Below are 23,598 nucleotides of genomic sequence, written 5' to 3' on the forward strand. Positions count from 1 at the left end.
CTGAAAAAAATAGAATAACTTATTGATAAATATCAGTTTATTCGGCTGTATGCGACTTGACATGAATTGGGTGCTGCTCTAAACTTTCGCGTTAATAAATAAAAGAGTTCGCTTTGGCGATAATTATGATCGTTCTGAGGGGGGCGACATAACAATGCTCGAAAATTATCTACCTATCCTGATTTTTCTGGCTGTGGCCTTTGTTCTGGGGGTCGTGGTTATCGGTATGGGGTTTCTGCTTGGAACCCGAAAGCCTGATGCGGAGAAGCTCTCGCCTTACGAGTGCGGCTTTGAGGCCTTCGAAGATGCCCGCATGAAGTTTGACGTTCGTTACTACCTCGTTGCCATCCTCTTTATTATCTTTGATCTTGAGATTGCCTTCCTCTTTCCCTGGGCTGTCGTTTTGGGCGAACTCGGAATGGTGGGTTTCGTCGCAATGATGGTCTTTCTCGGTATTTTGGTTATCGGCTTTATCTACGAGTGGAAGAAAGGGGCACTTGAATGGGAGTAGAAGGTCTTCTCGAGAAGGGTGTTATCACCACTTCCGCCGACAAGCTGATCAACTGGGCGCGTACCGGGTCTCTCTGGCCCATGACTTTTGGCCTGGCCTGCTGTGCCGTGGAGATGATGCACGCTGCTGCGGCTCGCTACGACATGGATCGCTTCGGAATCATCTTCCGTCCCAGTCCACGGCAGTCAGATGTGATGATCGTGGCCGGTACCCTGGTCAATAAGATGGCCCCGGCTCTGCGCAAGGTCTACGATCAGATGGCAGAGCCTCGCTGGGTGATCTCCATGGGTTCCTGTGCCAACGGCGGCGGTTACTACCACTACTCCTATGCGGTGGTGCGCGGTTGTGATCGCGTAGTGCCGGTCGATATCTATGTGCCGGGATGCCCGCCCACTGCGGAGGCGCTGCTGTATGGTGTTCTGCAGTTGCAGGACAAGATTCGCCGCACCAGCACGATTGCGCGATAGGTGAATTGAATGAGTGATAGCGCGCAGACTCCCCTGGAAGCAAGAATGACGACCCTGGCAGACGACCTGAGCGGACGATTTGCCGACTTGGGTTGCGAGGTTGAGCAGGGTTTCGGCGAAGTCACGCTGATCGTGCCCCGTGATCATCTCCTGGAGATTGGGGAGATCCTTCGGGACGATGAGGCTTTTTCCTTTGAAGAGGTGATCGATGTCTGTGGCGTCGATTACTCTGCCTATGGTGTGGCGGAGTGGGATGTGACCACGGCCTCATCAACCGGCTTTGGACGTGGCGTGGTGGAGTCTGACAGGGTATTTGATCTCGAAGCGGAGAAGCGCTTTGCAGCGGTCTATCATCTGCTCTCCGTGAAAAACAACATGCGTTTGCGGCTGCGTGTATTCGTGGATACGACACACCCGATTGTCGCCTCAGTGGTGGGTATCTGGAATTGTGCCAACTGGTTCGAGCGAGAGGCCTTCGATCTCTACGGTATCCTGTTTGAAGGGCATCCCGATCTGCGCCGCATACTTACCGATTACGGTTTTATCGGTCACCCCTTTCGCAAGGACTTTCCGCTTATCGGTCAGGTGGAGATGCGCTACGATCCGGAGCAGGCTCGTGTCATCTATGAGCCGGTAAGTATGGAGGGGCGCACGCTGGTTCCCCGTGTTATCCGCGGCAACGATCAAGACCTCCCGGAAGCGTCAGAACAGCAGGATTCCAGCGATGCCTGAGATTCGTAATTACACCCTGAACTTCGGACCGCAGCATCCCGCCGCGCACGGCGTTTTGCGTCTGGTACTGGAGATGGACGGCGAGGTTATCGAGCGCGCCGACCCGCATGTCGGCCTGCTGCATCGGGCGACAGAGAAACTGGCTGAGACCAAACCTTACAACCAAAGCATTCCCTACATGGATCGTCTCGACTACGTCTCCATGATGTGTAGTGAGCACGGCTATGTGCGGGCAATCGAAAAACTGTTGGATGTGGAGGTGCCGGAGCGTGCCCAATACATCCGCACTATGTTCGACGAGATCACCCGTATCCTGAACCACCTGATGTGGCTGGGGACCCATGCGCTCGACGTTGGTGCGATGACGGTTTTTCTCTACGCCTTCCGTGAACGTGAGGACCTGATGGACTGCTACGAGGCGGTTTCAGGCGCGCGTATGCACGCAGCTTACTATCGGCCCGGCGGCGTCTATCGTGATCTGCCGGAGCAGATGCCTCAGTACCAGCAGAGCCAGTGGGTGACGGGGCGTGATGCCGAGCGGCGCAACGATGCCCGTCACGGTTCCCTGCTCGATTTTATCGAGGATTTCGCCAATCGTTTCCCAGCCTGCGTCGATGAGTATGAGACGCTGCTGACCGATAACCGGATCTGGAAGCAGCGCACAGTCGGCATTGGCGTCGTCTCCCCGAAACGTGCCCTGCAGTTGGGTTTTACCGGCCCGATGCTGCGTGGTTCCGGCATCGAATGGGATCTACGCAAAAAACAGTCCTACGCCGCTTACGATAAGATCGATTTTGATATCCCGGTGGGCGTCGAAGGCGACTCTTATGATCGCTACCTGGTGCGTATCGAGGAGTTGCGTCAGTCCAACCGGATCATCAAACAATGCGTCGAGTGGCTGCGCAACAATCCCGGCCCGGTGATGGCGAATGACCACAAGGTCGCTCCGCCGCTGCGGGCCGACATGAAGGGCGATATGGAGAGTCTGATTCACCATTTCAAACTCTTCACAGAAGGTTACTGCACCCCGCCCGGCGAAGTCTACGCCGCAGTGGAGGCACCCAAGGGTGAGTTCGGTTGCTACATCATCTCCGACGGGGCCAACAAGCCTTACCGACTGAAGATCCGCGCTCCCGGTTTTCCCCACATGGCTGCGATGGATGAGATGGTCAAGGGTCATATGCTTGCCGATGTGGTAGCCGTGATCGGCACCATGGATGTGGTATTTGGTGAGATTGACCGCTAGAGCACTGAGATGAACACGATAGAAGTGAATAACAAAGCGGAAATTTTCTCCACCGAGATTCGGGAAGAGATCGACCGGTGGGTTGCCAAATACCCTGCAGACTGGAAGCAGTCGGCGGTGATGGCGGCACTGCGTATCATCCAGGACGCCAATGGCGGCTGGCTGACCACCGAGCTGATGAACGATGTGGCGGCCTATCTCGATATGGCGCCGATAGCGGTCTACGAAGTGGCTACCTTCTACTCGATGTACGAGTTGAAGCCGGTCGGCAAGCACAAGATCTGCATCTGCACCAATGTCTCCTGCATGATTAACAATTCCGACCGGGTTGTTGATCATCTGGAGGATCGGTTGGGTATCAAGCTGGGCCAGACCACGGAAGATGGTCGCTTTACCCTCAAAGAGGTCGAGTGTCTGGGGGCCTGTGGCGGTGCGCCGATGATGCAGATTGGCAAGCAATATTACGAAAACCTGACACCAGAGATCATCGATTCGATCCTGGAAGGACTGGAGTAAGACGGATGGTGAATGAAGTCTGTTTGCGTACTCTGGATCTGGATCGTCCCTGGCTGCTCGAGCAGTATCAGAGCCGGGGTGGCTATGAGATGCTGACCAGGATTCTGAAAGAGAAGACTCCACCGGAAGAGATCATCGAAGAGGTGAAAAAGTCCGGTTTGCGCGGTCGTGGCGGCGCCGGTTTTCCCACTGGTCTGAAGTGGAGTTTCATCTCCCGTAACGCCCCGGGAGAGAAGTATGTGGTCTGCAACTCGGACGAGGGTGAGCCGGGTACTTTCAAGGATCGCGATATCCTGCGCTACAATCCGCACCAGCTGGTTGAAGGCATGATTATCGCCGGATATGCGATAGGCGCGACCCAGGGCTACAACTACATTCGCGGCGAGTTCTGGGAACCCTACGAGCGTTTCGAGGCGGCTCTGAAAGAGGCCCGCGAGGCTGGTTTCCTGGGTGAAAATCTGCTGGGTTCCGGTTTCGATTTTGAGTTGCACGCCCATCTTGGTGGTGGTGCCTATGTCTGTGGTGAGGAGACGGCCCTGCTGGAGTCGATCGAAGGCAAGAAGGGGCAGCCCCGCTTCAAACCGCCGTTCCCAGCCCATTTCGGCCTCTATGGCCGTCCGACGATCATCAACAACACAGAATCCCTTGCCTCCATCCCGATGATCCTGAAAGAGGGCGGACTCTGGTTTGCCGATATCGGTGTCAAGAACAGCGGGGGGTCCAAGCTCTTCTCGATCTCCGGCAATCTGAATAATCCGGGCGTGTTTGAGATCCCCATGGGTACACCTTTCTCTGAGTTGCTGGAGATGGCTGGTGGCGTGAAGGGTGGACGCAAGCTCAAGGCGGTTATTCCGGGCGGTTCCTCCGCGCCGGTCATTCCCGGCGAGCAGATGATGGATCTGACCATGGATTACGATGCTATCGCTGGAGCGGGGTCCATGCTGGGATCCGGTGCGGTGATCGTGCTTGACGATACCAACTGCATGGTCAAGGTGCTTGAGCGTATGTCCTACTTCTACCATGAAGAGTCCTGTGGCCAGTGTACCCCCTGCCGCGAGGGTACCGGCTGGCTCTATCGCGTGGTGAGCCGTATCGAAAACGGCCAGGGTCGCCAGGAGGATCTGGATCTGCTCAATGACGTGGCTGCCAGAATCAGCGGTCGTACAATCTGCGCATTGGGTGATGCAGCCGCGGGACCTGTGGCTGGTATGCTCAAGCACTTCCGGGATGAATTCCAATACCACATCGACCACAAAAAGTGTCTGGTCGGTGCGGGTTAAAGGTCAGTAGAGACGAAATACGACGATGACTCAGGATTCCATGGTAACCATCGAAATCAACGGCCAGGAGCTGAAAGCAAAGGCCGGGGCCATGCTCATCGAAGTAACCGATGAGGCGGGTATCAATATTCCCCGTTTCTGCTATCACAAAAAACTCTCCATCTCCGCCAGCTGTCGTCAATGCCTCGTCGAAGTGAAAAATGCGCCCAAGCCGCTGCCCGCCTGCGCCACGCCGGTGATGGAGGGGATGAAGGTGTTTACCCGCTCGCCGCTGGCGCTCGCTGCACAGAAAGGCACCATGGAGTTCCTGCTCATCAACCATCCGCTTGACTGCCCGATCTGTGATCAGGGCGGCGAGTGTGAGCTGCAGGATGTGGCTGTCTCCTGTGGCAGCGATGTCTCCCGTTTTGTGGAAGGCAAACGTGTGGTGCCTGCTAAGAACATCGGTCCGTTGATTGCCACCGAGATGACCCGCTGCATCCACTGTACACGCTGCATCCGTTTCGGTGAGGAGATCGCCGGCATCCGGGAGATGGGCGCCACAGGCCGTGGTGAACACATGGTGATCGGCACCTACGTTGAAAAGAGCATCGACTCCGAGCTTTCAGGCAATATCATAGATCTCTGCCCGGTGGGGGCTTTGACCTCCAAGCCATTTCGTTTCCAGGCCCGTGCCTGGGAGTTGACCCAGGTCGAGGGTGTGGCGCCACACGACTCCGTCGGTTCCAATCTGCATCTCCATCTGCGCAGTAACAAGGTAATGCGGGTAGCGCCCAAGGATAACGAGTCGATTAATGAGTGCTGGATCTCCGACCGGGACCGTTTCAGCTATCAGGGTCTCTACAGCGATGACCGTCTGATCGTGCCGAAGATCAAGCAGAGCGGCGAATGGCAGGATGTGACCTGGGAAGTGGCGCTGGATATGGTAGCCGCAGGGCTGCAGGAGATCGGTGAAGGGGAGCAGATTGCCACTTTGGTATCTCCCTCGTCGACTCTCGAAGAACTCTACCTTGCACAGAAGGTGACTCGGGGGCTGGGCAGCAACAATATTGACTACCGTCTCCGTCAGGGCGACTTTCGTTTGGATGGCGCGGAACCGGCCTTTAGCTGGCTCGGTTTGAAGATAACTGAGATAGAGGGTTTGAATGCGGCGCTGCTGGTGGGCTCCAATACCCGCAAGGAGCAGCCGATCCTGGCGCACAATCTGCGCAAGGCGGCAGTGGGTGGTGCCAAGTTGCATTTCATCAATCCGCTGCAGTTGGAACTGAATTATGCTGCCGGCCAGCAGGTAACCACCCCTGCGGGCATGGTGCAAAGCCTGGCCGCAGTTGCCAAGGCATTGGGGGCGGCGGGTGAGGGGGCTGCGGCCAAGGTCATCGATAAAGTGGTTGCTGACGATGATGCAAAAGCCATTGCAAGCGCCCTGAAAAATGCGGATAACGCAGCAGTGATGCTGGGAAATATCGCGGCGGCCCATCCCGACTACTCAATACTCTGTGCGCTGGCATCTGCGGTAGCAAACGCGAGCGGTGCTACATTAGGTTTTCTGGCAGAAGCGGCCAACAGTATCGGCGCCCGTCTCGCCGGCGCACTGCCCCATCTGCTGCCGGGCGCCAAAGCGGCAACTGAGAAGGGGCTGGATGTCATGAAGCTGCAGAAACTGCCCCGTAAGGGTTATCTGTTGCTTGGGGCCGAGCCTGGTTATGATTTCTGGAATGCGGGTTTGACCCAGAGTGCGCTGGAGAGTGCGGATTTGGTGGTTGCGCTGAATACACATACTTCCCCTGCCCTGGAAGCTGCTGCCGACATTATGCTGCCGATAGCCGCATTCGCGGAGACCTCGGGCACCTATGTCAATGCCGCAGGTGAGTGGCAGAGCTTCCGCGGCGCGGTAAAACCGCTGGGGGAAGCCAGGCCCGCCTGGAAAGTCCTGCGGGTGCTGGGTAACCTCCTGGATCAGGAGGATTGCGAATACACCTCATCTGAGCAGGTTCGCGATGAACTGGCTTCACTCTGTGAGGGTGTGATGCCGGACAACAGTGTTGGAAAGACTGAGAGCTCCGATCTGCAGAGCGCCGTCGATGGCCTGATCAGAATTGGTGATGTGCCAGCCTACGCGATGGATAGCCTGGTGCGCAGGGCAAGTGCGCTGCAGCAGACCAAGGATGCGGCGCCCGCTGCGATCTGTATCAACGCGGAGGAGGCCAAAAAAGCGGGCCTTGCCGATTGCGACTCCGCAGTTGTGACACAGGATGGCAGAGAGGCAACACTGCCGGTTTCGATCGACGTGAACATTCCGGACGGTTGCGTCCGAATCTCTGCCGGACTGGCCGGCACCGAGACCCTCGGTGCACAGTTTGGCGAAGTGACCCTGGAGAAGGCGTAAACCGATGGATTTTTTTATCAGCATCTGGGAAGCCCTGCCGCTTGGGTTACAGACTCTGATCTGGACCCTACTCAAGATCGTCGCTATCGTGGCGCCGGTGATGCTCTGCGTGGCCTACTTTACCTATGCCGAGCGCAAGATCATCGGCTATATGCAGGTGCGGGTCGGCCCCAACCGGGTTGGTCCGAAGGGCTGGCTGCAACCCATTGCAGACGCAGTCAAACTGATGTTCAAGGAGATCGTGATCCCGACCAGTGCAAACAAAGTGCTGTTCCTGATTGCGCCAACGTTGGTTTTGGGTCCGGCACTGGCAGCCTGGGCTGTATTTCCATTCAATGAAGAGCTGGTGCTGGCGGATATCAACGCCGGACTGCTCTATATCCTGGCGCTGACCTCAGTAGGTGTATATGGGGTCATCATCGCTGGTTGGGCCTCCAATTCGAAATACGCCTTTCTCGGCGCCATGCGCTCTGCAGCGCAGATCGTCGCCTATGAGATCGCCATGGGTTTTGCCCTGGTGGGCGTGTTGGTCGCAGCGGGAAGTCTGAATCTGGGTGACATCGTCAGAGCCCAGCAGGGCGGGCTATTCTCCTGGTTCTGGTTGCCGTTATTGCCGCTGTTCGGTGTCTATGTGATCTCCGGTGTGGCCGAGACCAATCGTGCCCCTTTTGATGTGGCGGAGGGTGAGTCTGAGATCGTCGCAGGTTTCCATGTTGATTATTCTGGCATGACCTTCGCGGTCTTTTTCCTTGCGGAGTATGCCAACATTATACTGATCTCAGCCTTGACAGCGGTACTGTTCCTGGGTGGCTGGTTGTCTCCTTTCGAAGGCTGGCCAGTCCTTGGTCCCCTGTTTGACTGGGTGCCGGGTTTTGTCTGGTTGGTGATGAAAACGGCGCTGTTCGGTTTCATGTTCCTCTGGTTGCGCGCCACATTCCCCCGATATCGTTATGATCAGATCATGCGTCTCGGATGGAAGGTGTTCATACCCATTACCATTGTTTGGATTGCCGTAGTAGGCCTGGCAGTGGTCTATCAGCTCCCCTGGTGGTTCGATTGAGAGGCTCTGACGCATGAACGCCCTGACCAACTATTTCAAGAGCCTGTTCCTGTTGGAGTTGTTCCGCGGGCTTAGCGTGACTGGCAGATACCTGTTCAAGCGCAAGTTCACGGTTATGTACCCGGAAGAGAAGGCGCCGGTATCGCCACGCTTCCGCGGTCTGCATGCGCAACGCCGCTATCCGAATGGGGAAGAGCGTTGCATCGCCTGTAAACTGTGCGAAGCAACCTGCCCGGCGCTGGCAATCACTATTGAGGCAGAGCCTCGTGACGACGGCTCCCGTCGGACTACGCGCTATGATATCGATCTTTTCAAGTGTATCTTCTGCGGCTACTGCCAGGAGTCCTGTCCCGTGGATGCAATTGTCGAGACACGACTCTACGAGTACCACTTCGAAAATCGTGAAGACAGCCTGATGACCAAGGCAAAACTGCTGGCGATGGGGGATAAATACGAATCCCAGATTGCCGCTGACCTTGATGCACAGGCGAAGCATCGCTGATTTGGATAAATACAGGCTAACTGGCTGGAAAAACTGATGACTTTCGAAAAGTTTATCTTTTATGTGTTGGCATTCGTGTTGATTGCCTCCGCAAGCATGGTGATTACACGGCGTAATCCCGTGCACTCTGCGCTGTTTCTCATCCTGGCTTTTGTCGCCAGCAGCGGAATCTGGCTACTGGCGGAAGCGGAATTCCTGGCCATAACACTGGTACTGGTCTATGTCGGTGCGGTGATGGTGCTGTTTCTCTTCGTGCTGATGATGCTCGATATCGACGTGGCAACACTGCGGGCCGGTTTTATGAAGGTGCTGCCGCTGGGTGTGTTGATGATGCTCGCAATGGTGGCGGAACTGGTGTTTGTGGTTGGACCCCAGAACTTCGGGTTGGAAAAGTTTGCTGCACCGGCCAGACATGCTGCTGATTACAGCAATACTGCAGAGTTGGGCAGTGTGCTCTACACCGTCTATATGTTTCCCTTCGAGATCGCTGCGGTGATCCTGTTGGTTGCGATTATCGCTGCTATTGGTTTGACCATGCGCAAACGCCCGGAAACAAAATATCAGAATCCCACTGAACAGGTGGCGGTCAAACGTGCTGATCGGGTACGCATGGTCAAAATGGAAGCGGAAAAGGGTTAGGAGCCGGGATTATGATTGCACTTTCAGATTACCTCATACTTGGCGCGATCCTGTTTTCGTTGAGCATCGCCGGCATCTTTATCAACCGTAAAAACCTCATCGTACTTATGATGTGCGTTGAGTTGATGTTGCTTGCGGTCAATATGAATTTTATTGCCTTTTCACATTTTCTCGGGGATACGACTGGGCAGGTCTTTGTCTTTTTTATCATGACGGTTGCGGCGGCAGAAGCGGCAATCGGTCTGGCGATTCTGGTGGTGCTGTTCCGCAGCCGCCGCTCGATCAATGTTGAAGATCTGGGTAGCCTGAAGGGTTAAAGCCCCGGCTGGCTGTTAAGGTCCATTACTGCGAATTAATTATAAAGAACGACGATCATGGAAAAACTCTACCTCGTCATAGTGTTGGCTCCGCTCTTGGGCGCTATTGTTGCCGGCTTCTTCGGCAGCCGCATAGGCCGTAAGGGGGCGCACTGGGTGACCAGCGGCGGTGTCGGTCTCTCTGCACTGCTCTCGCTGTTTGTGCTCAAGCGCTTTATGTTCGACGGTGAGCAGGTCTTTAATGGTTCCATCTACACCTGGATGGTGAGCGACGGCCTGACCATGGAAGTCGGATTTCTGGTTGACCAGCTGACGGCAGTGATGATCAGCGTGGTGACTTTCGTCTCCTTCTGCGTGCACATCTATACCATTGGATACATGGCGCACGATGAAGAGAACTGGCCGAGTAACAGTCTGGCCGGCGTCAACAGCTACCAGCGTTTCTTCAGTTATATCTCCCTGTTTACCTTCTCCATGTTGATGCTGGTGATGGCCAACAACTTCATGCAGCTCTTCTTCGGTTGGGAGGCGGTGGGGCTGGTCTCCTACCTGCTGATCGGCTTCTGGTCGGTTCGTCCCACAGCGGTGTTCGCCAACCTCAAGGCCTTTCTGGTCAACCGGGTGGGTGATTTCGGTTTCATCCTGGGTATTGCGGCTGTAGCGATGTATTTCGGCAGCATCGATTACGCCGAGGTTTTCGCCAAGGCCCCCGCGTTGGCTGATACTCAGATCACCATCTGGGGGGATAGCAGCTGGTCGTTGATGACGGTCATCTGCATCCTGCTGTTCATCGGCGCGATGGGTAAATCGGCGCAGGTGCCGCTGCATGTCTGGCTGCCCGACTCGATGGAAGGTCCGACGCCGATCTCTGCGCTCATCCATGCCGCAACCATGGTCACCGCCGGTATCTTCATGGTGGCGAGAATGTCGCCGCTCTACGAATTCTCCGAGACTGCATTGAGTTTTGTACTGATAATCGGTGCGACTACCGCGTTATTTACCGGCCTTATCGGTATCGTGCAGAACGACATCAAACGCGTCGTAGCCTACTCCACGCTCTCCCAGCTCGGCTACATGATGGTTGCATTGGGTGCTTCTGCCTACGCAGCAGGCATCTTCCATCTGATGACCCATGCCTTTTTTAAGGCGCTGCTCTTCCTGGCAGCGGGTTCCGTCATCATCGGTATGCACCATAATCAGGATATTCGCAAAATGGGCGGTATCAGGAAGTATATGCCCATCACCTACTGGACCTCCCTGATCGGTTCACTGGCCCTGATCGGCTTTCCGGGTTTCTCCGGCTTCTTCTCCAAGGATGCGATCATCGAGGCAGTGCACCACTCCGATATTGTTGGCTCCAGCTACGCCTATGTGCTGGTTGTCGCGGGTGTTTTTGTTACCGCTCTCTACAGTTTTCGAATGTTCTTCCTGGTTTTTCATGGCGAAGGTCCACGTGATGAACATGCCAAGGCGCATATTCACGAAACACCCAAGGTAGTTACCATCCCGCTGATTCTGTTGGCGATACCCTCGATCTTTTTGGGTTACCTGACCATCGGGCCCATGCTCTTCGGTGACTGGTTCGACGGTGTGCTCTTCGTGCTGCCTGAACATGCTGCACTGGCACAAATGGGCGAACATTTTCATGGTGCGGCAGGTTTTATCCTACACGGCATGATGGGGCTGCCGTTCTATCTGGCTATGGGTGGTCTCGCCGTGGCCTGGTATATCTACATGAAAAATCCATCGGTTGCCGACAGGATCAAGTCGATGGCAAGCCCTGTCTACAGCATGCTTGACAAGAAATACTGGTTCGACGAAGCCTATCAACTGCTGTTTGCCGGCGGGAGCCGTGGGCTGGGCAAAATACTCTGGATGGTGGGCGACCGTGGCCTGATCGATGGGCTGGCTGTGAACGGCTCTGCACGTACTGTCGGTTGGCTGGCGGGTATTGTTCGCCATGTGCAGACCGGTTACCTCTATCACTACGCCATTGCGATGATTCTGGGTCTGCTCTTGATGCTGACCTGGTTTGTGGTTGCCTAAGAAGGAAGGACGTATAGCATGATTGCCGATTGGCCCATCCTCAGCCTGACTATTTGGCTTCCGATTATCGGCGGGATAATGGTGCTCGCCAGTGGTGACAGGGAGCCCAATGCGACCCGCTGGACAGCGCTCATTGTTGCTGCCCTTACCTTTGCTTCGAGCCTGCCGCTTTGGTTTGGCTTTGACAGCGGCACTGCGGCGATGCAGTTTGTCGAACGGGCCTCCTGGATCTCCCAGTTCAAGATCGAGTACTACCTGGGTGTTGACGGCATCTCCATGCCGCTGATTATTTTGACCACCTTTATCACGCCGTTGGTAATCATCGCCGGCTGGGAAGTGATCAAATACAGACCCTCTCAATACATGGCGGCCTTTCTCATTATGGAAGGTGTCATGGTTGGCGTATTTTCAGCCCTGGATGCCATGCTCTTCTATGTCTTCTGGGAGGCGATGCTGATCCCGATGTTCATTATCATCGGCGTTTGGGGTGGTCCCAACCGGGTCTATGCGACCATCAAGTTCTTCCTCTATACTTTCTTCGGATCGGTCTTCATGCTGGTCGCGCTGATCTACATGTTCTTCCAGTCCGGGAGTTTCGATATCCTCGGGTTCCATGAGCTGAAGTTAACCCTGACGGAACAGATCCTGATCTTTATCGCTTTCCTGATGGCGTTTGCGGTAAAGGTTCCCATGTGGCCGGTGCATACCTGGTTGCCGGACGCCCACGTTGAAGCGCCTACCGGCGGTTCTGTCATCCTGGCTGCGATCATGCTGAAGATCGGCGGTTACGGTTTTCTTCGCTTCAGTTTGCCGATTACGCCGGATGCAAGTCACAGTCTCGACTGGCTGATCATCAGCATGTCTTTGATCGCAGTCGTCTACATCGGCTTTGTGGCGTTGGCTCAGCAGGATATGAAAAAGCTGATAGCCTATTCATCGATTGCACACATGGGTTTTGTCACCCTCGGTTTTTTCATCGTCTTCATCATCATGGGTGAGTCAGGATCAGGGACGGGAAGTGGCGCCCTGCTGGGCGTGGAAGGCGGTATGGTGCAGATGGTCTCTCACGGCTTTATCTCTGCCGCCATGTTCCTTTGCGTCGGTGTGCTCTATGACCGGATGCACAGTCGCCAGATCGACGACTATGGTGGCGTGGTGCACACCATGCCGGTATTTGCAGCATTCATGGTCTTTTTTGCCATGGCCAATGCGGGTCTGCCCGGCACATCCGGCTTCGTCGGGGAATTTATGGTGATCCTGGCCAGTTTTCGCGCCGATTTCTGGTATGCGTTCCTGGCGGCAACGACACTGATTATTGGTGCGGCCTATACTCTCTGGATGATCAAGCGGGTGCTGTTTGGTGATGTGTCGAATGACAATGTTGCAGCGCTGGAAGATATGAATTCTCGGGAACTCATCGTGCTGGGGACGCTTGCAGCGGCCGTCATGGTCCTTGGTCTCTGGCCCGCACCCTTGGTTGAGGTGATGGATGCCAGTATTGCCAATCTGCTGCAGCATGTTTCCATCTCGAAGCTCTGAACAGGCAACTTACTCGGTAGCGTTCAATGCATTTTGACTCGTCAATATTGATCCCGGTTCTGCCGGAGATTTTCGTCCTTACCCTGGCGTGTATCGTGCTGGTGGTCGATCTTTTTTTGAAAGATGAACAGCGCATTATTACTTACGGGATTACTCAGATCGGCCTGATTTTTGCCGCTGTGGTCACCCTGGCAGTGGTACAGCCGGACGCGCAGGTGGTGTTTGACGGCAGCTACGTACGCGATGCCATGAGCGATGTGTTGAAGGTTGCGATCTACCTGGTCAGCTTCGTCGCCTTTCTCTATGCCAAGGATTATCTGAAGGACAGGGGACTGTTCAAAGGAGAGTTCTACACCCTTGGGCTGTTTGCCGTGCTTGGCATGAGCATCATGGTCTCCGCCAATAGTTTTCTGGTGATCTATCTGGGGCTGGAACTGCTGGCGCTCTCTCTCTATGCCCTGGTTGCCTTCAACCGGGATTCGAAGCAGGGCGCGGAAGCCGCCATGAAGTATTTCATCCTGGGTGCCCTTGCCTCCGGCATGCTGCTCTATGGCATCTCAATGATCTACGGCGCTACCGGAACCATTCGTTTCGATGAATTGAGTACTGCGCTTGCCAGTCCCGATCTGAACAATATGGTCCTGGTGTTCGGTCTTGTTTTTGTGGTTGTTGGCTTGGCGTTCAAGTTTGGCGCGGTCCCCTTCCATATGTGGGTGCCGGATGTCTACCATGGTGCACCCACCGCTGTTACCCTGTTTCTCGGCAGTGCACCAAAAATTGCAGCGTTTGCACTGGCAGTTCGCCTCCTGAAAGATGGATTGGGCGAGCTGCAGATGCCAGGCGGCTGGGAAGGTTGGCAGGGTATGTTGATTATCCTGGCAATACTCTCCATGGGTGTGGGCAATCTGATCGCGATTGCGCAGGCCAATATCAAGCGCATGCTCGCATATTCCACTATATCTCATGTGGGCTTTATTCTGCTGGGCATACTCGCGGGTACCCAGGAAGGCTATACCGCAGCAATGTTCTATACCCTGGTGTATGCAATCATGTCACTGGGCGGATTTGGCATGGTCATCGCCATGAGCCGTAAGGGTTTTGAGGCAGAGAGTCTCGACGACTATAAAGGACTGAGTCATCGTAGTCCTTGGTTTGCCGCCATGATGTTGCTTTTGATGTTCTCCATGGCGGGTGTGCCGCCGACTGTGGGCTTCTTTGCAAAACTGTTTGTACTCGATGCCGTCGTTAGCGTCGATTTGACCTGGGTGGCCCTGGTAGGCGTTTTCTTCTCCATAATCGGCGCCTTCTACTACATACGCATAATTAAGCTGATGTATTTTGATAAACCGCTTGATGAAAGTCCTTTGACTGCAGGCATGGACACACGGATTGTTTTATCTCTGAATGGCCTTTCCGTGCTGGCGTTGGGCATGTTTCCTGCCGGGTTGTTGTCTATCTGCACTGCGGCTTTTGCTGGCTGAAAAATAGTGTCACATTAGGACTTGCCAAGTATGACTGGAGGCGTTAATATTGCGCCTCGCTGATGCGGGGTGGAGCAGTCTGGTAGCTCGTCGGGCTCATAACCCGAAGGTCGTTGGTTCAAATCCGGCCCCCGCTACCAATATCAAACCCGAAGTGTTTACACTTCGGGTTTTTTTTGCCTTGAATTTCGATAACCGGTTTTTCAGCCTATACTGGGAAATGCAAAGGATTTCAGCGATAGGGTTATGGAGAAGTCGCAGGGACTTCGTGGAGCAACGATTATAGAGAATGGTGGCGGTCTGTGACAACAGCAGGCTGTTTTGCTTTGGCAGCACTTGCCGATTCAGAAATGTTTCTCCGCATGTTTTTCATGACTGTCAGTTTAATTCGGTGAAGTGTCAGGGTCTTGAATCAATAATTTTCTGAGATTAGCGAGATTCATGGGTTTTCCATAATAGTAACCTTGATGATGCGTGCAGCCTTCCTCCAAAAGTGCATTGCGCTGATGATTGGTTTCAACGCCTTCTGCGATGACGCGTAGTTTCAGTAAATGCGCTATCTGTATGATCATCGAAACAATTGCGGCTGATGTGCTGTGAGTCTGCATCTCCTGAGTAAAACTCTTATCGATTTTCAGAACATCTATGGGTAATTTCCTTAAATAATTTAATGAAGAGTAACCTGTTCCGAAATCATCAACAGCGACAGTTACGCCGGTTTTTCTGATGTTATTTAATATTTCGATTGTTTTCTTTAAATCCTTCATCAGGATGCCTTCAGTGACTTCGATTTCGATGTGCTTATGATCCAGTCCTGATTGTTTAATAGCATTGTTTAATTTTTGTATGAGTGCATCTCCTTGTTCGAATTGCTTTGCTGAAATATTGATGCTCATCCGGAAAGGTTGGCTCTTGTTTTCATCGATCATCTGTTTTGTAACGATACATGCCCTGTTTATTATCCAGTCACCAATATCATTGATAAGGCCGCTGTCTTCAGCAATAGGTATAAATTCCTCAGGCGAAATTATCCCTTTTTCTGGATGTCTCCAGCGAATCAAAGCTTCAGCGCCGGTAATTTTTCCATTTAGGGCATCTACTTGAGGCTGAAATGTCAGATAAAATTGATCATCTCTGATCGCTATTTGCAGTTCTTGTCCAATTATCAGTCTTTCGATCATCACGCGGTTCATTTCATGAGAGTAGAATTGGTATTCGCCGCGTTTATTTTCTTTTGCGTGATACATGGCGGTATCGGCACATTTAAGTAAGGAGTCGGTATCTTCTGCATCTTTTGGGAAGATAGCGATTCCAATGCTAAGGCTTGGAGTGATGGAAAAACTACTTGTTACAAAATCCTCTTTTAGAGCGTTTTGGATTTTTTCAACCACGGATAATACTGAAGGGACTGTCTTGTGTGGTGGGATTTCAGGCATGAGTATCACAAACTCGTCACCCGCAAATCGCACAATCGTATCAGTCTGACGAATAGATGAAGAAAGCCTCTTCCCCAGTTCAATCAGATAAAGGTCCCCGATATTGTGCCCAAAGGAGTCATTAACATTCTTAAACAGGTCGATATCCAGGAAGCAGACTGCGACATGGTTGTTGTTACGTCGCGCTAATCGAGTTGCCTGGTCCAGCCGGTCATATAGAAGAGCCCGGTTGGGTAATCCAGTGAGCGGATCGTAGTGCGCCTGATGGTATAGATCCTCTTCCCATTGGGCGTTGCCGATGGCAATTGCGACATGGTTCGCATATTCAAGCAGTCTTTCAGAGGCTTCCTGGGATGCGTTTGAGCAGGGTGCATTGAAAAAGATAAAGAAGCCGGTTAACCGTTGTTGAGTGAGAACCGGAACAATGCAGGCATGATTATTGGCGGTGTCAGGTGGGCAGGGTGAGAAAAGGAAGTTGGGATTTTCCTCGAACCAGTTCATTGGGTTCGTTGGTTTATTGATTTTCTCAATAAATTCCTCATTGAGGTTGATGGAAGTCTCTTCTATCAGACTCTCCTTGCCGTGAAGATGGAAGAGCGTACCTTTGTTTTTCCTGAAACGTTCGATCAGCAGGAATCCTGGGCTGGAGAAGTGGGCAATATCATTAAGTCGGTGTACTACTGTCTCAATTATCAGGTTGATATCAAGGGACGACAGTATTGCTTTGTCTAGTTCGATCAACGCGTTAAGATTATTGAATTGCGCACCCAGTTTTTCGGCCATGTGGTTGAAGTCGTTTGCAAGTTCCTCAAATTCGTCGCCGCTGCTTAACTGTACTCGACGGTCAAAAGCACCGGTGGAAATTTTCCCGGTTGCATCACGTAAGATGTCCAAAGGGGCGAGCCTGCTGCGGACTTGCCTCATTGTCGATATTGCTACCAACAAGCCGGCTAAAATCACAACAGGAATAACCAAATACAGAAATCCGACGACTCCCTCTCGCCAGTAATCTCTGGGGTATCCAACCACTACAATCCATGGGTCTGATTCAAAAAGAGAGGGAAGGAATAACTTCCAGTATCCAATAAGAAATTCCTCATCGATATAGTTTCTGGACACAGTGCTCCGGTTGTCGATGCTTAAGTCATTTGAGAGGGATGAGATCAGGGGCAGCTGTTCTTGTGAAGAACAAAATAGTGGATTAAGTGATTCATCCGCAACACAGAAAACCGGCCCCACTGCTTGTTCCTCTCCAATGGTTCTAATTATTTCAATGTCAATAATTGCCCAGATCAGGCCCAAATTCAGTCGTTCAGGATCTATTGCTCTCAGAATAAAAAAATAGGGTCTTTGTTCCTCAGGGTGCCCAAAGCGTATCGTGGAGCGCCCCTTGGCAAGAGAATGCTGTTGCTCCACCGTGAGGCGGGGAAGTTCTATATCAGTGGTCCCATATCTGTAGTACTTGCTTGGTACAAGATTCGTAGAGAAAATTGCTCCAACAGTTGTGGTCAGTTCATCGGTTACCGGAATTAAATTTCCGTTATGGACGTTATCTATTTTTTCCAGGAGGGAGTTTGAAAAAAGTTTGAGTTCTTCCTCGAGCAGGCGTAGATGGCGTGTTATTGCCATACCTGTTCCTTTGGATGTTTCCTCGATTCTTTTTGAGTCTATGGAGTCGAGTAGATCGACAACATAAAATGAAGAGAGCAGAAAAAATAATGCCAGAGGAAGTAGTGCTGAAAGCATGAATGAGAGAAAGAATCTTCTCGCAACCCGGCTTTGGAAATAGTGTCGTTTTAATTCCATTCAGGAATGCTCTTTAATAATCGGATGCTACTCCAATGAAGCTTCCATTACTTGCCCTTACAATGTCATCCCAACTGTGGCGCGCAGTTAGAGGAGGGCGGCTTTCTCCGTCTGGCCCCATGCTATAGATATCAAAGTCAGTGTTCAGTGGTACAAGATTCCTGTCTTTGCGTACTCTTCCCCTGATTCTGTTTCCACCGTCGGCAATGTTGAGATATTGGTAGGGGTTTCCCCACGGATCCAACTCAATGTCGTTTTCTATCTCTTCCAGAGTTTGTGGGTATCTGCTCTCTGATAGGAAGAAAACTCGTGCACTATGGTCGAGGAGTTTTATATCTCTTATCGCTATGGCGTATCCAGACTCTTCCTTGAATCCCTCCAGCATGGGTATGGTGATAGCCGTGATAAGTGCAAAAATTGCAATTGCAATGAGAAGCTCGATCAGCGTTATCCCAAGTTTATGGAGTTTTCTCTTATAGCTGCTTGATGGTGATATAGATTGATCCAGTGGTTTTTTCATCTGGTATTAATTGGAGTTGTTGATATTTTAAGTATTTATAATGTCACTGAAGTTTATATCTATGCTGCGCATAGTAATAGGTTTGAAAAAAACAATTAGAGAACTAAAATAATAGAATGGTTGCTTCCCGTGTTTCTGTACGCGCAAATGTCGGGATAAAGGAGCCTTAGGGGAAAGGGCCTTGAGGTGGCTTGCAATGGAAGAATCATTGCCCTACAATGCCGGGCTATTCAGCGGGTTTGCGTGATATGGGCTGTGTTTTCGGTACGATGCACAGGCTGCTTTCCTGAACTATAAGAAAGCCCCGGTAACCGGGGTTTTTTTGTTTCCGGCGTCCAGCGTTGCAGCTAAACGGCAACGGGGTGGCCCTGACCCGGTATCGAGATCGTAACTGACCGATATGTAAGGAAAAGTCGGATTTTTGGAGTGGGCCATAGGCCCATTTTTTATGCGGTGAGGAAAATGCGTTCTGCCCCTGAGAATTTGACAAAACTGGTGCGCCAAGAGGTTGACTTGCTTGGTTATGAGCTGGTCGGTGTCGAATTGACCAGCCGGGGTACGGGTGGATTGCTGTTACGGATCTATATTGATCATGCCGATGGCATAAATGTGGATGATTGTTCCCGGGTGAGTCACCAGGTAAGTGGTGTGCTGGACGTGGAAGATCCGATCAAAGAGCATTACAGCCTTGAGGTCTCCTCGCCGGGGCTGGACAGGCCGTTGTTCCATGAGGCTGACTTTGAGCGCTTCAAAGGACAAAAGGCGCGGTTGAAGACGCGCAGCAAGATTGAGGGTAGACACCGTTTCACCGGGGAACTGGGTGGAGTGGAGAAAAACGAGGTTCTCATCATTGATGAGGGAACGTGTTATCACATTCCTCTGGATGAGATTGATTCGGCGCGGTTGATTCCGGAATTCTGAATTGGGAAACAACAGATGAGTAAAGAGATTCTGCTGGTTGTTGATGCCGTTTCCAACGAAAAAGGTGTGGAAAAAGGGATCATCTTTGAGGCAATCGAGGCTGCTTTGGCTTCGGCTACAAGAAAGAAGAATGGTGACGATGTCCTGGTGCGGGTTGCGATTGATCGCGAAACCGGCGACTACGATACCTTCCGTCGATGGGAAGTGGTTGAAACTTATGCCGAAGATGAGCCGGATGCTGCGTTGCGCCAGGTTTTGCTCGATGTGGCAAGAGTGGATCAAGCGGATATCGAATCTGGCGACTTCGTGGAGGAGCCTATCGATTCCATTGAGTTCGGACGCATTGCAGCTCAAGCAGCCAAACAGGTAATCGTACAGAAGGTCCGGGAAGCTGAGCGCGCCAAGGTTGTCGCAGCCTATCAGGGGCGTGAAGGCGAACTGGTCACCGGTGTGGTCAAGCGCGTTGATCGAGGTAACGTGTTTTTTGATCTGGGCGGCAATGCTGAGGCGTTCATCGGCCGCGAACACATGATTCCCAAGGAGTCGGTTCGGGTTGGTGACCGTCTGCGTGGCTACCTATACGAGATCCGCTCCGAGCCACGCGGCCCCCAGCTTTTCGTCAGCCGTGCTATGCCTGAGTTATTGATCGAGCTGTTCAAGCTGGAAGTCCCGGAGGTCGGCGAAGGTTTGATCGATATTCGAGGTGCCGCACGGGATGCGGGTCTGCGGGCGAAGATTGCCGTCAAGGCGTTGGATAATCGCATTGATCCGGTTGGTGCCTGTGTCGGCATGCGCGGATCGCGGGTGCAGGCGGTTTCCAATGAACTGAACGGCGAGCGTGTCGATATCATTCTCTGGAACGATAATCCGGCCCAGTTTGTGATCAATGCCATGTCTCCGGCAGAAGTTGTCTCCATCGTGGTTGACGAGGATGCGCACTCGATGGATGTCTCAGTGAACGAAGAGAACCTCTCCCAGGCAATAGGCAGAGGCGGTCAGAACGTACGCCTTGCAAGCCATCTGACCGGTTGGGAACTCAATGTCATGGACGAGGCTGAAGCGCAGGAGAAGAGTGAATCCGAGTCCCGGGTCTTCATCGATACCTTTATGGAACAGCTCGATGTGGACGAGGATGTTGCTGTCATTCTGGTGCAGGAGGGTTTTACCTCTATCGAAGAGGTGGCCTACGTGCCCATCGAGGAGATGATGGCCATCGAAGAGTTTGATGACGACTTGATCGAAGAGCTGAGAAATCGCGCCAAGGATATGCTGCTTACCAAAGCGATCGCGAGCGAAGAGAGTTTTAAAGAGCCTGCAGAAGACCTGCTGGGTATGGAAGGCGTGGATAAGGATCTGGCCTATACACTTGCCGCCAGAGGCGTGGTGTGCATGGAGGATCTGGCGGAACAGTCCATCGATGAGCTCATGGAGATTGAGGGCATGGACGAAGAGCGGGCAGGTAAGTTGATCATGACCGCGCGTGCGCCCTGGTTCGAAGAAACGGAATAGGGTGTGCCGGCGGAAGACCTCCGTTGGATAGTGATGATTCAAGTGCGTGGCAATATGATGGTTAAGGCAAAGTCGAGAGGCCTGAACAAATGAGTGAAGTAACGGTAGAACAGCTTGCCAAGGTTGTTGGCATTCCCTCCGAGCAGTTGCTGGGACAGTTGGCTGAAGCCGGGATCCAGGCAAAAGGCCCCGACGACAAAATTTCGGATGATGAGAAGAGTAAACTGCTCAACCATCTGCGACAGAGTCATGGCAAAAAGGCCAAAATATCCGCCAGTGCGCCCAATAAGGTGACGCTGCGCCGCAAGACGGTCAGCGAGTTGCGTCAGCCGGGTGCAACCCGCCGCAATCCACTCAATCGCGCAACCAGTACGCCGAGCAAAACCGTCAGTGTCGAGGTGCGGAAGAAGCGTACCTACGTGAAGCGCAGCACAGTCGCTGGTGATGACACTACGCAGCAGGAGGCTGAAGCCGCCCGCCTGGCGTTGGAAGAGCAATCAAAGCAGCAGGCGGTTGCTGAGGCTGAAGTGGAAGCGCGTAAGGCTGCGGAAGCGAAAAAGCGTGAAGAGGAGCAGGCTGAAGTCCGCAAAGCTGAAGAAGAGGCGCGCCTGAAGGCTGAGGAAGAGGCCAAGCGACAGGCTGAAGAGGCGAGTGAGGCGGCCCGTCAGGCTGAAGAGGCCCGGGTCAAGAAGGAGCAGGAAACGAAACAGCAGGAAGCAGCTCGGGGCAAAAAGGGCAACAAGGAGAGCAAGGGCAAGGAGCAGAAAGATTCAAAAGGTGGCTCGTCCCGCTACGGCCGCAAAGAGTTGCATGTTTCAAAAGAGGGTCGTGGGCGTCGCAAGAAAAAGCCGTCCCGTCGTCGGGGAACGCCTGCGGTTGATACGGAACACGGGTTCCAAAAGCCTACCACGCCAGTGGTGCATGAGGTGAAAATACCCGAGAGCATCTCCGTGGCCGAGCTGGCGCAGCAGATGTCGGTGAAAGCCGCCGAAGTGATCAAGGTGCTGATGAAGATGGGCATGATGGTCACCATCAATCAGCCGTTGGATCGGGATACATCGACGCTGATCGTGGAAGAGATGGGACATACACCGGTCATGCAACGGGATGAGGACGTAGAGGCGGATTTGCTTAGCTCAGAGGACGCCGCGCAAGCGGAAGGTGAACAGATTGCACGTCCGCCGGTAGTTACCATCATGGGTCACGTCGACCATGGTAAGACTTCGCTGCTCGACTACATCAGGGTCAGTAAAGTGGCGGATGGTGAGGCGGGTGGCATCACCCAGCATATTGGTGCTTATCACGTCGACACAGACAAAGGTACCATTTCGTTTCTGGATACCCCCGGCCATGCCGCATTTACTGCGATGCGCGCCCGCGGAGCGAAGGTAACCGATATCGTCATCCTCGTGGTCGCCGCCGATGATGGCGTCATGCCCCAGACCAGGGAGGCAATCCAGCACGCCAGGGCTGCTAAAGTGCCACTGATCGTGGCGGTGAACAAGATCGATAAGCCGGAAGCGAATCCGGATCGAGTGATCCAGGAGTTAGCCCAGGAAGAGGTTATTCCGGAAGACTGGGGCGGCGATACCATGTTCGCCCAGGTCTCCGCCAAGAGTGGCGAAGGCATCGATGATCTGCTTGACGCCATCCTGCTGCAGTCCGAGGTGTTGGAGCTTACTGCCGTCGCAGAGGGACCGGCTGTCGGCTCCATTGTGGAATCTTCGCTGGATAAGGGACGTGGCCCCGTTGCCACTGTGCTGGTGCGCTCCGGTCTTCTGAATAAAGGAGACATCATTGTCTCCGGCAAGGAGTATGGCCGTGTTCGTGCCATGTTCGATGAAAATGGCAAGTCAGTGAGAAGTGCCGGTCCCTCCATACCCGTGGTGGTGTTGGGGCTTTCCGGTACACCCGATGCAGGTGACGATGTACGGGCGGTCGCGGATGAGCGGCGCGCTCGCGAGATTGCCAGTCTGCGTGTCGACAAGCAACGGGACAACCGCTTTGCCGCGCAGAAGGCCACCAAACTGGATGAGATGTTCAGCCAGATGGGGCAGGGTGAGGTGCAGAATCTCAACATCATCGTCAAGGCTGATGTGCAGGGAAGCGTGGAGGCGCTGAGAGAGTCGCTGTTGAAGATCTCCACCGATGAGGTGAAGGTGGCTATCGTGGCTGCGGGCGTAGGGGGGATCAGCGAATCTGATGCAAACCTTGCGGTTACCTCCAATGCGATTATATTCGGCTTCAATGTACGCGCCGATGCGGGCGCGCGGCGTATCGTCGAAGAGCAGGGTCTCGATATGCGTTACTACGGCATCATCTATGAAGTCATCGATGATGTGAAAAAAGCGATCTCCGGCATGCTCTCCCCTGAAATTCGCGAAGAGATTATCGGTCTGGCCGAGGTGCGTGATGTTTTCCGTAACTCCAAGATCGGGGCGATTGCAGGCTGCATGGTCACCGAAGGAACCGTCAGACGGAACAGCCCGATTCGTGTGCTACGCGACAATGTGGTCATCTATGAAGGGGCGCTGGAGTCACTGCGCCGGTTCAAGGATGACGTGCCTGAGGTCAAGGCTGGTACGGAGTGTGGTGTCGGCGTGAGGAACTACAATGACGTGCAGACCGGCGATCAGATCGAGGTATTCGAGCGTACTGAAATAGCGCGGATTGTCGAGTAGACA

At 53.3% G+C, this 23,598-nt stretch carries 19 protein-coding genes and 1 tRNA gene; 18 read left to right on the forward strand and 2 right to left on the reverse strand.

Annotated features, from left to right (window positions below):
- Window positions 1–154: 154 nt before the first annotated feature.
- The 15 genes from HPY30_13575 (at window position 155) to HPY30_13645 (ending at window position 14,862) form a co-directional block, all read left to right on the forward strand.
- Entirely contained in the window at window positions 155–511 is a 357-nt protein-coding gene (locus tag HPY30_13575; GenBank protein QYZ66925.1) for an NADH-quinone oxidoreductase subunit A, read from the forward strand.
- Window positions 502–978, forward strand: coding sequence for an NADH-quinone oxidoreductase subunit B (locus HPY30_13580; protein ID QYZ66926.1), 477 nt, complete (start codon window positions 502–504; stop codon window positions 976–978). Before HPY30_13575 ends, HPY30_13580 begins: the two co-directional genes overlap by 10 nt.
- Window positions 979–987: 9 nt before the next feature.
- Window positions 988–1,710, forward strand: coding sequence for an NADH-quinone oxidoreductase subunit C (locus HPY30_13585; protein ID QYZ66927.1), 723 nt, complete (start codon window positions 988–990; stop codon window positions 1,708–1,710).
- On the forward strand, window positions 1,703–2,956 hold the full coding sequence (locus tag HPY30_13590; GenBank protein QYZ66928.1) for an NADH-quinone oxidoreductase subunit D: 1,254 nt from the start codon (window positions 1,703–1,705) through the stop codon (window positions 2,954–2,956). Before HPY30_13585 ends, HPY30_13590 begins: the two co-directional genes overlap by 8 nt.
- A 9-nt stretch (window positions 2,957–2,965) precedes the next feature.
- Complete coding sequence (gene nuoE, locus HPY30_13595; GenBank protein ID QYZ66929.1) at window positions 2,966–3,472, forward strand: NADH-quinone oxidoreductase subunit NuoE; 507 nt, start codon at window positions 2,966–2,968, stop codon at window positions 3,470–3,472.
- A 5-nt stretch (window positions 3,473–3,477) separates the two neighbouring features.
- Window positions 3,478–4,752 carry an NADH-quinone oxidoreductase subunit NuoF gene (nuoF, locus tag HPY30_13600; GenBank protein ID QYZ66930.1) on the forward strand — a complete coding sequence of 425 codons (1,275 nt, stop codon included), beginning with the start codon at window positions 3,478–3,480 and terminating at the stop codon, window positions 4,750–4,752.
- 25 nt (window positions 4,753–4,777) lie between these two features.
- Entirely contained in the window at window positions 4,778–7,138 is a 2,361-nt protein-coding gene (locus HPY30_13605) for an NADH-quinone oxidoreductase subunit G (protein ID QYZ66931.1), read from the forward strand.
- A gap of 4 nt (window positions 7,139–7,142) precedes the next feature.
- Window positions 7,143–8,198, forward strand: a complete 1,056-nt coding sequence (gene nuoH / locus HPY30_13610; protein QYZ66932.1) for an NADH-quinone oxidoreductase subunit NuoH — start codon at window positions 7,143–7,145, stop codon at window positions 8,196–8,198.
- Between the two features lie 13 nt (window positions 8,199–8,211).
- Window positions 8,212–8,700 (forward strand): NADH-quinone oxidoreductase subunit NuoI, encoded by a 489-nt coding sequence (gene nuoI, locus HPY30_13615; GenBank protein ID QYZ66933.1) that lies wholly within the window; start codon window positions 8,212–8,214, stop codon window positions 8,698–8,700.
- A gap of 36 nt (window positions 8,701–8,736) precedes the next feature.
- Window positions 8,737–9,339, forward strand: coding sequence for an NADH-quinone oxidoreductase subunit J (locus tag HPY30_13620; GenBank protein ID QYZ66934.1), 603 nt, complete (start codon window positions 8,737–8,739; stop codon window positions 9,337–9,339).
- A gap of 11 nt (window positions 9,340–9,350) precedes the next feature.
- Window positions 9,351–9,656, forward strand: coding sequence for an NADH-quinone oxidoreductase subunit NuoK (nuoK, locus tag HPY30_13625; protein QYZ66935.1), 306 nt, complete (start codon window positions 9,351–9,353; stop codon window positions 9,654–9,656).
- A 57-nt stretch (window positions 9,657–9,713) separates the two neighbouring features.
- Window positions 9,714–11,702 carry an NADH-quinone oxidoreductase subunit L gene (gene nuoL, locus HPY30_13630; protein ID QYZ66936.1) on the forward strand — a complete coding sequence of 663 codons (1,989 nt, stop codon included), beginning with the start codon at window positions 9,714–9,716 and terminating at the stop codon, window positions 11,700–11,702.
- 18 nt (window positions 11,703–11,720) lie between these two features.
- The gene (locus HPY30_13635) at window positions 11,721–13,241 is read left to right on the forward strand and encodes an NADH-quinone oxidoreductase subunit M (protein QYZ66937.1); all 1,521 of its coding nucleotides are present in this window, start codon (window positions 11,721–11,723) and stop codon (window positions 13,239–13,241) included.
- Between the two features lie 26 nt (window positions 13,242–13,267).
- The gene (gene nuoN / locus HPY30_13640; GenBank protein ID QYZ66938.1) at window positions 13,268–14,722 is read left to right on the forward strand and encodes an NADH-quinone oxidoreductase subunit NuoN; all 1,455 of its coding nucleotides are present in this window, start codon (window positions 13,268–13,270) and stop codon (window positions 14,720–14,722) included.
- Window positions 14,723–14,785: 63 nt separating this feature from the next.
- Window positions 14,786–14,862: transfer RNA gene (locus HPY30_13645), tRNA-Met, on the forward strand.
- A 243-nt stretch (window positions 14,863–15,105) separates the two neighbouring features.
- Here HPY30_13645 and HPY30_13650 read toward each other — a convergent pair.
- On the reverse strand, window positions 15,106–17,964 hold the full coding sequence (locus tag HPY30_13650) for an EAL domain-containing protein (protein QYZ66939.1): 2,859 nt from the start codon (window positions 17,962–17,964) through the stop codon (window positions 15,106–15,108).
- A 13-nt stretch (window positions 17,965–17,977) separates the two neighbouring features.
- Window positions 17,978–18,484, reverse strand: coding sequence for a prepilin-type N-terminal cleavage/methylation domain-containing protein (locus HPY30_13655; protein QYZ66940.1), 507 nt, complete (start codon window positions 18,482–18,484; stop codon window positions 17,978–17,980).
- Between the two features lie 462 nt (window positions 18,485–18,946).
- On the opposite strand from HPY30_13655, the gene rimP reads away from it, so the two are divergent.
- The 3 genes from rimP (at window position 18,947) to infB (ending at window position 23,595) form a co-directional block, all read left to right on the forward strand.
- Entirely contained in the window at window positions 18,947–19,405 is a 459-nt protein-coding gene (rimP, locus tag HPY30_13660) for a ribosome maturation factor RimP (GenBank protein QYZ66941.1), read from the forward strand.
- 15 nt (window positions 19,406–19,420) lie between these two features.
- The gene (gene nusA / locus HPY30_13665) at window positions 19,421–20,914 is read left to right on the forward strand and encodes a transcription termination/antitermination protein NusA (protein QYZ66942.1); all 1,494 of its coding nucleotides are present in this window, start codon (window positions 19,421–19,423) and stop codon (window positions 20,912–20,914) included.
- Window positions 20,915–21,003: 89 nt separating this feature from the next.
- Window positions 21,004–23,595, forward strand: a complete 2,592-nt coding sequence (gene infB / locus HPY30_13670) for a translation initiation factor IF-2 (GenBank protein QYZ66943.1) — start codon at window positions 21,004–21,006, stop codon at window positions 23,593–23,595.
- The last annotated feature ends 3 nt before the right edge of the window (window positions 23,596–23,598 follow it).

It is taken from the genome of Gammaproteobacteria bacterium (ex Lamellibrachia satsuma), from assembly GCA_019623805.1.
Classification (GTDB): domain Bacteria; phylum Pseudomonadota; class Gammaproteobacteria; order Chromatiales; family Chromatiaceae; genus QGON01.

What these genes read in the sequence shown, in the direction of transcription:
- HPY30_13575 (QYZ66925.1), top strand. Translation starts at nt 155, where the DNA reads ATGCTCGAAAATTATCTACCTATCCTGATTTTTCTGGCTGTGGCCTTT.
- HPY30_13580 (QYZ66926.1), top strand. Translation starts at nt 502, where the DNA reads ATGGGAGTAGAAGGTCTTCTCGAGAAGGGTGTTATCACCACTTCCGCC.
- HPY30_13585 (QYZ66927.1), top strand. Translation starts at nt 988, where the DNA reads ATGAGTGATAGCGCGCAGACTCCCCTGGAAGCAAGAATGACGACCCTG.
- HPY30_13590 (QYZ66928.1), top strand. Translation starts at nt 1,703, where the DNA reads ATGCCTGAGATTCGTAATTACACCCTGAACTTCGGACCGCAGCATCCC.
- nuoE (QYZ66929.1), top strand. Translation starts at nt 2,966, where the DNA reads ATGAACACGATAGAAGTGAATAACAAAGCGGAAATTTTCTCCACCGAG.
- nuoF (QYZ66930.1), top strand. Translation starts at nt 3,478, where the DNA reads ATGGTGAATGAAGTCTGTTTGCGTACTCTGGATCTGGATCGTCCCTGG.
- HPY30_13605 (QYZ66931.1), top strand. Translation starts at nt 4,778, where the DNA reads ATGACTCAGGATTCCATGGTAACCATCGAAATCAACGGCCAGGAGCTG.
- nuoH (QYZ66932.1), top strand. Translation starts at nt 7,143, where the DNA reads ATGGATTTTTTTATCAGCATCTGGGAAGCCCTGCCGCTTGGGTTACAG.
- nuoI (QYZ66933.1), top strand. Translation starts at nt 8,212, where the DNA reads ATGAACGCCCTGACCAACTATTTCAAGAGCCTGTTCCTGTTGGAGTTG.
- HPY30_13620 (QYZ66934.1), top strand. Translation starts at nt 8,737, where the DNA reads ATGACTTTCGAAAAGTTTATCTTTTATGTGTTGGCATTCGTGTTGATT.
- nuoK (QYZ66935.1), top strand. Translation starts at nt 9,351, where the DNA reads ATGATTGCACTTTCAGATTACCTCATACTTGGCGCGATCCTGTTTTCG.
- nuoL (QYZ66936.1), top strand. Translation starts at nt 9,714, where the DNA reads ATGGAAAAACTCTACCTCGTCATAGTGTTGGCTCCGCTCTTGGGCGCT.
- HPY30_13635 (QYZ66937.1), top strand. Translation starts at nt 11,721, where the DNA reads ATGATTGCCGATTGGCCCATCCTCAGCCTGACTATTTGGCTTCCGATT.
- nuoN (QYZ66938.1), top strand. Translation starts at nt 13,268, where the DNA reads ATGCATTTTGACTCGTCAATATTGATCCCGGTTCTGCCGGAGATTTTC.
- HPY30_13650 (QYZ66939.1), bottom strand. Translation starts at nt 17,964, where the DNA reads ATGGAATTAAAACGACACTATTTCCAAAGCCGGGTTGCGAGAAGATTC.
- HPY30_13655 (QYZ66940.1), bottom strand. Translation starts at nt 18,484, where the DNA reads ATGAAAAAACCACTGGATCAATCTATATCACCATCAAGCAGCTATAAG.
- rimP (QYZ66941.1), top strand. Translation starts at nt 18,947, where the DNA reads ATGCGTTCTGCCCCTGAGAATTTGACAAAACTGGTGCGCCAAGAGGTT.
- nusA (QYZ66942.1), top strand. Translation starts at nt 19,421, where the DNA reads ATGAGTAAAGAGATTCTGCTGGTTGTTGATGCCGTTTCCAACGAAAAA.
- infB (QYZ66943.1), top strand. Translation starts at nt 21,004, where the DNA reads ATGAGTGAAGTAACGGTAGAACAGCTTGCCAAGGTTGTTGGCATTCCC.